Origin of the sequence: uncultured Ruminococcus sp., assembly GCF_946415235.1 — a bacterium.
Lineage (GTDB): Bacteria > Bacillota > Clostridia > Oscillospirales > Ruminococcaceae > Ruminococcus.
This window is the reverse complement of record NZ_CAMKRR010000115.1, coordinates 1-9024: the sequence shown is the minus strand read 5'-3', so window position 1 is coordinate 9024 and position 9024 is coordinate 1. Positions and strand designations below refer to the sequence as shown.

The 9024-nt window shown below is 45.2% G+C and carries 9 protein-coding genes and 1 rRNA gene; 2 read left to right on the top strand and 8 right to left on the bottom strand.

Going from position 1 to position 9024, the window contains the following annotated elements; all coding sequences use genetic code 11:
- Nucleotides 1–68 precede the first annotated feature (68 nt).
- Nucleotides 69–185, top strand: a 5S ribosomal RNA gene (gene rrf, locus Q0R37_RS13910).
- A gap of 54 nt (nt 186–239) precedes the next feature.
- Nucleotides 240–1775, top strand: a complete 1536-nt coding sequence (locus tag Q0R37_RS15705) for a DUF6056 family protein (protein WP_366517443.1) — start codon at nt 240–242, stop codon at nt 1773–1775.
- A gap of 43 nt (nt 1776–1818) precedes the next feature.
- On the opposite strand, the gene Q0R37_RS13905 is transcribed toward Q0R37_RS15705, so the two are convergent.
- The 8 genes from Q0R37_RS13905 to Q0R37_RS13870 form a co-directional block, all read right to left on the bottom strand.
- Entirely contained in the window at nt 1819–2418 is a 600-nt protein-coding gene (locus tag Q0R37_RS13905) for a dipicolinate synthase subunit B (RefSeq protein WP_294755159.1), read from the bottom strand.
- Complete coding sequence (locus Q0R37_RS13900; RefSeq protein WP_294755158.1) at nt 2411–3274, bottom strand: dipicolinate synthase subunit DpsA; 864 nt, start codon at nt 3272–3274, stop codon at nt 2411–2413. The genes Q0R37_RS13905 and Q0R37_RS13900 overlap by 8 nt, the downstream gene beginning before the upstream one ends.
- Before the next feature lie 276 nt (nt 3275–3550).
- The gene (locus tag Q0R37_RS13895; RefSeq protein ID WP_294755157.1) at nt 3551–5209 is read right to left on the bottom strand and encodes a recombinase family protein; all 1659 of its coding nucleotides are present in this window, start codon (nt 5207–5209) and stop codon (nt 3551–3553) included.
- Between the two features lie 109 nt (nt 5210–5318).
- Nucleotides 5319–5495 carry a hypothetical protein gene (locus Q0R37_RS13890; RefSeq protein ID WP_294755156.1) on the bottom strand — a complete coding sequence of 59 codons (177 nt, stop codon included), beginning with the start codon at nt 5493–5495 and terminating at the stop codon, nt 5319–5321.
- Between the two features lie 96 nt (nt 5496–5591).
- The gene (locus Q0R37_RS13885) at nt 5592–6926 is read right to left on the bottom strand and encodes a relaxase/mobilization nuclease domain-containing protein (protein WP_294755155.1); all 1335 of its coding nucleotides are present in this window, start codon (nt 6924–6926) and stop codon (nt 5592–5594) included.
- Nucleotides 6926–7237 carry a plasmid mobilization relaxosome protein MobC gene (gene mobC / locus Q0R37_RS13880; protein WP_294755153.1) on the bottom strand — a complete coding sequence of 104 codons (312 nt, stop codon included), beginning with the start codon at nt 7235–7237 and terminating at the stop codon, nt 6926–6928. The genes Q0R37_RS13885 and mobC overlap by 1 nt, the downstream gene beginning before the upstream one ends.
- Before the next feature lie 600 nt (nt 7238–7837).
- Entirely contained in the window at nt 7838–8458 is a 621-nt protein-coding gene (locus Q0R37_RS13875; protein ID WP_294755152.1) for a sigma factor-like helix-turn-helix DNA-binding protein, read from the bottom strand.
- Between the two features lie 231 nt (nt 8459–8689).
- A partial coding sequence (locus Q0R37_RS13870; protein ID WP_294755151.1) for a dockerin type I repeat-containing protein occupies nt 8690–9024 on the bottom strand: 335 nt, incomplete at its 5' end.

Genomic DNA, 9024 nt, shown 5'->3' with positions numbered 1-9024 from the left:
TTTACTTCATGTTCTTCCTTGTTCTTCGCCTCGCATTACGCTTTATTCGTTTCAATTCTTCATATTTAGTCGGTGCTTATGGCAATGAGGTCACACCCGTTCCCATTCCGAACACGGAAGTTAAGCTCATTCGCGTTGACGATACTTGGCTGGTGACGGCCCGGAAAACTAAATCAGTGCCGACACTGAAAGCCTATCTGAAAAAGATAGGCTTTTTTATTTTATCGGGAGGAGAATGTATGAAAAAGCTTATAAAAACTAATTACGCTTATTTCCTGATTTTTGGTTTTATTATTATATCAGGCTTTACTTTGTTCATGTGCTGCGATGATTATATATGGTTTTACGCATTTTCAGATGACAGATTGTCATCATATGCTTCCCCGAACGGTCGGTATCTGACCAATATCATCACAAGATTTTCGGTGCAGTGTCTGCCGCTTTATTCGTTATTTTATATCATTTCATTCGGTTCACTGGTTATACTGCTTGAAAAGCTTGTAAGGAAGAAAAATATTCCCGTACCTATTTCTTTGCTTTCGGTGTTTATTCTTATTCAGCTCATACCATCAAAGACTTATGCGGAAGTGATTCGCTGGATATCGGGCTTCAACAATTATTGCTTCGCATTTGTATTCACACTTATATATATCATTTTTACATTCAATATGCTGTTCGGCGAGCATAGACCAAAGCCATATACTGCTCCTCTTCTTTTGCTGCTTGGTTTTGGAGGCTGCCTTTGCGTTGAACATCTTACTATATATAATATAATGTTCTGCATTTTTGCGATAGCTGTAATGTATATCTGCAAAAAGAAGCTCTCTTTACACCATTTTTGCTACCTTGCGGGAGCTGTATCGGGTGCGGTATTAATGCTTTCACATGGACAGTATCATACCATTGCTTCGGATAGCGACAATATCGGCACAAGAAGCTTTGAATTTTCATTTGCGGATTCCTTGATGCAGACTCTTCGCTTTGTTCTGCCGCATTTCTGCAAGGATTTCTGGATACTGCACTTTATAGTCACAGCTGCTTTCACTGTTTTTTATATCAGGAACAGATTTGAAAAAAAGCCTAAATATGCAGGCGTATGTGTATGGGGCTGCTGGTTTTTCGTTGCGTATCTGCTGTTTACCTCCGTATTTCAGGACGTTGCTGTACTGAGCACCGCAATGAAAGGAAGAGCCATCGAGCTTGCACTTACTTTCCTGTATATATGTGCTCTGATGTATAATACGGCGGTCTACCTTAAAAACAGCGAAAGGATACGTGCTTTTGTATATATTTTAAGCTCCGTATCCCTTACGCTTCCCTTTGCTGTGGCTTCACCCGTAACAGCAAGATGTTTTTTCATCGAGTACCTTTTCTGGATACTTTTCGCTCTTGAAGTGACCTTTGATGCGATGAGCGGTATAAGGAGATCCGATCTTGAGATCGTAAAGAATATCCTGACCTGTATTGCCTGCTGTATCCTTATAATATTTGCAAATATGAATATTACCAATCGGTATTATGATAGTATCAGGTATAAGCTTTTGCAGGAGCAGATGGAAACAGGTACTCATGTGGTCGATCTTATGATACTGCCGTATCAGAAATACGCTTATGATGATATTAAGGTGAACTTTGACTTTTACGCTCCCGAAGACAAAGTCAGTCATTGCAGGTACGCATTGAAGTATCACGGTATTTCTTACGGCGACCTGAAAAGCAGGACACGCAGAACTATTGAAGCTGTGGATTATAACGAAGCAAAGGAGCTTGAATAAAATACAGAGGGCTTGATAAATAATTTATCAAGCCCTTTTTGTTTTAGTTTGCGGAGCTGTGATATATTATCGGGCGGAGCTGTATACCTTTCAGAGCGGCTTCGATAGCCTGCGGCAGCATGGAAAACTCCGCTACAAGGGACGCAGGCTTGTTTATCCAGTCGTCCTGAAGCATTGGCACGAAGTAGTAATTCTTCCTGTTGAACAGCTCACCGAGATTTTTGGCCGAGCCCATAAGCGAATCATTTGAAGCTATAGCAAGAACTACGGGCTTTCCGCGGCGCAGGTGAGACTTTACAGCCATGGTAACGGCTGTATCGGTCACGGAAGAAGCAAGCTTTGCAGCGGTATTTGAGGTACAGGGGGCAACCACCATGATATCGGTAAGCTCCTTGGGACCGATGGTCTCGGCTTCGGCAATGGAGAGAATGACCTCTTTCCCTGCTATACTGCGAAGTCTGCTGATATTTTCGGCAGCAGTCCCGAACCTTGTATCAATAGCCGAGGCGTGTTCGGACATTACGGGCAGGAGCTCCGCACCTCTTTTGACAAGGAGCTCCGCCTGCTGAAAGCTCTTCTCAAAGGTGCAGAAAGAGCCTGTCATGGCGTAGCCTATACGCAGTCCTTTCAGGATATCACTCAAGGTATCCACTCCTTTCCGCAAGCATGGAGCTTACAGCTTCCGCTATCATCTCTCCCGATGTTACGGGAGCCGTCTTTCCGGGGAGACCCAGTGCCCATATTACTTTAAGCCCGAGGTTCAGAGCGGCTTCAAAGTCTATGCCGCCGGGCTTTGAGGCAAGGTCAATGAAAAGAGTGCTGTTCCCGAATTTTTCAAGGGTGTTTCTGTCAAAAACCAGCCTCGGAGCTGTATTGAACACAAGGTCGTAGTTTCCGTTCAGCCTTTTTATCGGGACTGCTTTTACTCCGCAGAGCCGAGCCTTTGCAGCTCCCCGCGGATTATGGACGGCGGCAGAGATATCCGCGCCGAAGCCCTGCAATATCCGCACCAGAGCAGTACCTATCCTCCCCATTCCCACAATGAGCACTTTCAGTCCGTTAAGAGTGACGGGAAGCTCTTCAAGTGCGAGCTGCACCGCTCCCTCTGCGGTGGGGATAGCATTTTTAATGTTAAGCTCCTCGCTGAGCATATAATCGGCAATTTCGTGGTTCGGGAAGGCTGCTTTCAGTTTTTCGCTTACTTTTCCCGCGAATATCACGGCATCTTCCGTCAGAAGTTCCTTTACAGCGCGGAGAGTGAGGACTTCCGAGCCGCAGGGAGTATAGATATTTCCCCTGTCGTCAAGGGGAGGTACAGGAAGTACGGCGCAGTCGTACCGTACAGCGGAGCTTTTATCTGCAAAGGGCAGCGTCATACCGTCGGGGAGGCTGTCTCTGTCAAAGCCTGCTGTCCCTGTCTCAAACTCGCGGGACAGGCGGTCGGCGCAGTATATCTGCCGCATATCGCCGCCTGCGATAAGTATTCTGTGTTTATTCATGTTGAACTCCTATCCGCCTTTTACGGCATGGAATGATTATTTCAGATCACATTTATTATATGAAAAGGCGGAGAGGATTGACAATACAGACTTTAGCCGTTAGCCTATTGTAGGGGCGCATTCTGTGCGCCCGCCCAATAATCCTGTGTAGGGACGGCCATTGGCCGTCCGCAAATAAACATCATATTACAGCGGACGCGCAATCGCCGCTATCCTTAACGGAACTTAATAATTTCTATGTAACCCGAGGGCATATTGTCCTCGGGTTTCTGCTATTTAGCAAGCTGCCTGTGTGAATGTTTTGTTCTTTGACGGAGTCAGTACAGGCATTGGCTTGTGCATTGAATGGAATGAATAGTGTATCACAACATCATTTCCGCAGGTTTTTGAATGCTTCTCAGGCTTTTCATATACTTCAATACGAGATATGAATAATTTGAGCAGCTTTGGTGTAAGTTCTTCCATTTCAAGGTCAGTCTTTGCATTTTCGATAAACTCCTGTACACTCTTGTCTTGCTGTTCTATGCTGTGAAGCTGCTCGGAGAGGGCTTCAAGTTCAGCTTCGAGGTCACTTTGCTCTTTCTCATAGCCTGATGCGAGCTTTTCGTAGCGTTCAGAAGTTATCTTGCCTAACGCTCTATCTTCATACAAGCAGCTCATAATGCTATCAAGTTCCTTGATACGAGCTTTCAGTTTGGAATGCTTTACTTCGGACTCCTTTCGCAGTTTCTCAGCTTTATCTGCATTGCTTTTAACAGCTATTTCATAGAACTCCTGTGGCTTCTTCCTTGCCAAGTCGGTCATGAACTTGATTCCGTCCAAGACCAGTTTATCGAGCACATCTGCCTTTATGCTGTGTACTGTACAGTAATTCTTGCCCTTTGCCTGATATCCACCGCACTGATAGCAATTGTTCTCGGACTTTAAGTTTTTACCTCGATGAAGATATAACTTTGCACCGCAGTCGGCGCAGTACAAGTACCCTGCATACTTATCAACATCTCCAAGTCTGTCGGGACGCTTCCTGCCCTCGTAACGCTTTTGCACTAATCCAAACAGCTCTCGGCTGACTATCGGCTCATGAGTGTTCTCAAAGATAAGCATATTCTCAGGCGTATTTTTCAGCCTTTTCTTCAGCTTATTGGACTTGCTGTAGGTACTGAAATTGACAGTATCACCGCAGTAAATCCTGTTTGACAGCATATCCCTGACGGTACTCTGCGTCCAGATGTACGGAGTATCAAGCGTAGGGTGTTTGCAGGTCTTGCCCTTCATGTGGAACTCATATACCCCGGGTGTCTCGACTTTGTTCTCATAAAGGTAATTGCAGATAGCTCTGACGCCCTTTCCCTCTGCACACAGCTCGAATATCTTATGGACTATTGGTGCAGTGATCGGGTCGGGGATAAGCTGCTTTGTATCAGCATCTTTCAAGTATCCGTATGGTGTCATTGTTCCGACACGCTCTCCGCGCTCGCCTTTTGCTCTCTGAACCGCACGTATCTTCTTTGATGTATCACGAGCGAAAAAGTCATTAAAATAGTTCTTTATACCTGACATTTCATTGATGCCATTGGCGGAATCAACGCCGTCTGTGATAGCGATAAACCTGACATCGTGAGCAGGAAACACCAGTTCCATTAGTCTGCCAGCTTCAAGGTAATTCCTCGAAAGTCGGCTCTGATCTTTCACAATGACTGTTCCAACAAGCTCGTTCTCTACGTCATTAAGCATTCGTTGGTAGTCGGGACGGTTACTGCTTACTCCGCTGTAGCCGTCATCAATGTAATACTGGCAATTGCGGAAGCCATTACGCTCTGCATATTCGCTGAGCATTTTCTTCTGATTCTCTATGGACAGCGACTCGCCCTCGCGAGCATCTTCCTGTGAAAGTCTGCAATACAAAGCTGTTATTTGATCGTTGTTTGGTTTCATTTAATATCCTCCTTCTCTGGAAACCAAACCGAATAGGACTCTGTTGGCGTACCTCTCGGTACACCAACAGTATACTCCAACTCGGTCGGTTTGTCCAGTATTTTTTTCGTTAATATGCTTTCACAAGTTCGCGGAGCTTGTCCGCCGCAGTCACATTCGTATCAGTCGGCGTTGCATTTATGACGGTGTAGGTCTTGCCGTCAATCGTGACCTCTCTTATCTCAAACTGCGTTCTGCGCAGTTCAGCGTACTTGTTCGTTGAAGTTTTATTATCCTTTTCTGCCATTCAATAACCACTCTCCTCGCTGTTGTCTCGGTTGTTTTTCTTATGTGGTTTGCATTGTTCATTTTTCATCTCTCCTTATTAAATGTAGGTTTGGTTTTACCCCATGTGTATTCCGTGAACTTCCTTGCGCTCTCGTTCCTCGGCAAGTGCTTTGCTGTCAACGTGTTCCCGAGCATATTCGGTATCGTCGGCAGGCTCGTCCTCTATCAGCGTAGCCACAGCTGTAACGCCGCCGACAATGCTATCAATACCAACTGTGAGACCACTATCCACTTGGCAACTTTTAAGCTGAGCCTGTGCTTGTACTCGTCGAGCTCTTTCAGCTTCGAGCCATATTCCTCGTTCAGCTTCCCAGCCTGTGAGGACAGGTCTGATGTTGCTTTCTCCAATTGAGCTGCCGCTGTTTCCGACAGTTCTGCTGCCTGATTCAGCAACTCCCGACAGGTTTCTATGGTCGCTCTCTGCTCGGAGCGGACTGTTTTCAGCACCTGTTCTGTCTCTGATTTCGTTGACAGCACCGACAGCGTTTGCAGTATTTCCAACTGCTCCTGCGACATCTGCTTGTTCAATTCTATCAGTGCTCGCCAGTTGGAATCGAGAACTAATACTGCTGGCGGAGCGTCCGCTGCCACTGACAACTCTTTGTTGTACATCTGATTCAATTCGTCTAATCTCGAACTCATGCTCTAACATCTCCTTTCGATAACGCTCGCCGTGAAGCTTATTGTCACGGCACTTTCTCTTGTTCGGACAGGTGTAGGTAATGTATTTACGGTTGTCCTCCCACCTGACATCGTAGCTCTGCTGCTTCATCAAGTAGCAGAACTGTTTCTTCGACTTCGCCTGTTTCATTACTTGATTGATGACATTCATCAGCTCCCACTTGAAGCTCTCGCCCTTTTTCGCTGACCGATATTCTCTATCAGAGAGGTAGTCTTTATTCATTTTCTTCTTCGGAGTGTCGAGGACATGGACTCCATACTGCTGACAAATCTCATCGCTGAGCTTCATCAGCTCCTCGACACTCTCCTTGTTGGAATGGTACTTCTTTCCATTCTCAAAGCTGACCGAGTTGAAAACGAAGTGCGAGTGAATATGCTCGCGGTCGATATGAGTTGCGACTACAACTTCATAATTGTTGAAGGCTTTCTCCGCAAGCTCAACTGCAATCTTATGAGCGAGCTCAGGCTCAATCTCATATCCGCTGGGGAAACTCTGCACCAGATGATAGTAGAGCCGTCCGTCAGTTTTGTGATACAAGTTTTTAGTCGCGGTCATTTCATCGAGGGAAGTCTCGGGCAAGCAGTTGATGCCAGTCACGAAACGCTTGTCCTCGGAAACCGTTTTCTCCTTTCTGCTGACATAGTTGAGGACGTTCCTCATACCGCCAGCGGTCTGAGTTTTGTTGTTGATAAAATGAATGATAGGCACTATTTCACCTCCTTGGCAATGTTGCATACAGCTTGGGTGACAGCCTTGTGTTGCTTCAACAGCTCGTCCAAGTGAACAGAGTGAAGTCGCCCCTCATGAGCCAGCATTGCTATCTGGTTGAGGTTGCGTCCGATTGCTTTCTGCTGCCTTGCGACCTCGTCCAATCCGTCAGCTACGACTATCTTTTTGTCGAGTGCCGACCTGAGAACGAAGTCGCTAAGTGACAGCTTGTGCCGTTCAGCCTTTCTGTGTATCCACTCATACTCGTCGTCGGTACAGCGGATAGTGATAGTTCGATTACGTTTTCTCATTGAATCACGCTCCTTCCTTTATGCGATTTTTGAGAGGGGGTTCGGGGGTCTCCCCGACCAGCAAGCGTTCGGCGGACTGCCGAATGCGATGCTGGCTTTTTCAAACCTCCGTGACCGATACTGCTCCGTCAGCGGTATCTTTCTTCCTCTGCTGATATTGCCCTCACTCGCTCCACGTTGCGCGACAACCGCTTCTGTGGGTGTAGATGGGATACCTGTCCGCATTCGGTATCGGCGGCAAAAACGGCGCGTTTTGTGGGTGACGGTAACTCAGTCGTGACAGTAACTATACCGTCACCCGAGTTTTACTGTCACCCGACTTTTTAGCGGTATACAGACTTTTGTCAAGTATAGGTGACGGTATGGTCAGCATTTTCAACACCTCCATTTTTAGCGTCACCCTATCATTAGCAGAGAGAGGACTGCCTCCATATATATAGCGGTGAAAAATGAAAAAAACGAACATTTCAATATTCATGCTCAGTAACTTTGTATAGTTGCACAATCTGACAGACGTTATAACTACGTTTACTTAGCGATATTTACCAAACGGCAGAATAGAAAAAGCCCCACAGCAAAATGAATGCTGTGGGGTTAGGTTTACGCCGCGGGATCATTCTGAGTGAGTATTATCTCATACTCCTCAAAGAACTGAAGTATACGCTTGTAGTTATGCTCAACGCATTTTGTGTAGCCACACGATTTGGCTTCTTCAAAAAGCGAAACATATTCTTCGCGCAGTTTTATCAAAGCTCGATGTAACAGCCTTTGTACAGCTCGGACAGTAGTGCTCATTCGTTCAGCAATCTCGCTTGTATTAAGATTGCTTTTGAATGTACAGTACAGCGCACTGTACTGTTTCTTAGTAAGCGACTGCATTGCTTCTTGAAGGATCGGATCGTCGAAAATATCATCAAACCCGTTTGTGAGTTTCGCTTCAGCGCGTAAGACAAAGGACGGGGGATCATTCAACCGACGTTTTCTTTTCTCTGCGCTTTCCCACTCATCATAATCCTCAAGACATAGATCTGCTTTGTGATCATAATACCGTCTGTCTGAATTAAGCTGTTCTTTCTCGAACCTCTCCCATTCCTCAGACTGATAAAACTTCTTCGCCTGTTCGTATGCTTCCTGACCGTATAACTCCTTATAAATCTGCAGCGGCGTGTCCAATTCAAGAACACTCATGTTATCATGTTTGTGATAATTTTTCACTCTCATAATATACATCCTTCCATTAAATAAGGTTTTTGATTGCATATGAGAATGAATGTTCTTGTTTAGATGCTTTTATTTTAGCACACTTTATGTCGATTGTCAATATAAAATCGAAAAAATGTTCTTTTAATAATGCGGCTGAGATATTTCTAATAAAAAATGCCGCACTTGTAAGCATACGCCTACAAGTGCGGCAAAGGTTATCTAATTATAACTAAAACTCTCATCATTCAATTAGTCATCCAACCCGAGAAGTTTTCTCTGTATTGCAAGTGCATCGCCAGCTGTTACACCATCATTATCACCTGAAATATCAGCGTTTTTCATACCTTGTTCTGTAATATGATTTTCGTTAGTGCCATTTTCGCCAAATCTATCAGGATTTGCAAGAGCCTGCATAATAAGCACAGCATCTGCCATATCTACATGACCGTCGCAGTTAGCGTCACCTTTTATAGCTTTACTAGCAATAGGATCAACCTCAACAGTTTTAACAATAATTTCAACTTCAAACCTCTGTCCATCGGAAGATTTTGCTGTAAGAGTGGTTGTTCCTGCTTTCAGGCAAG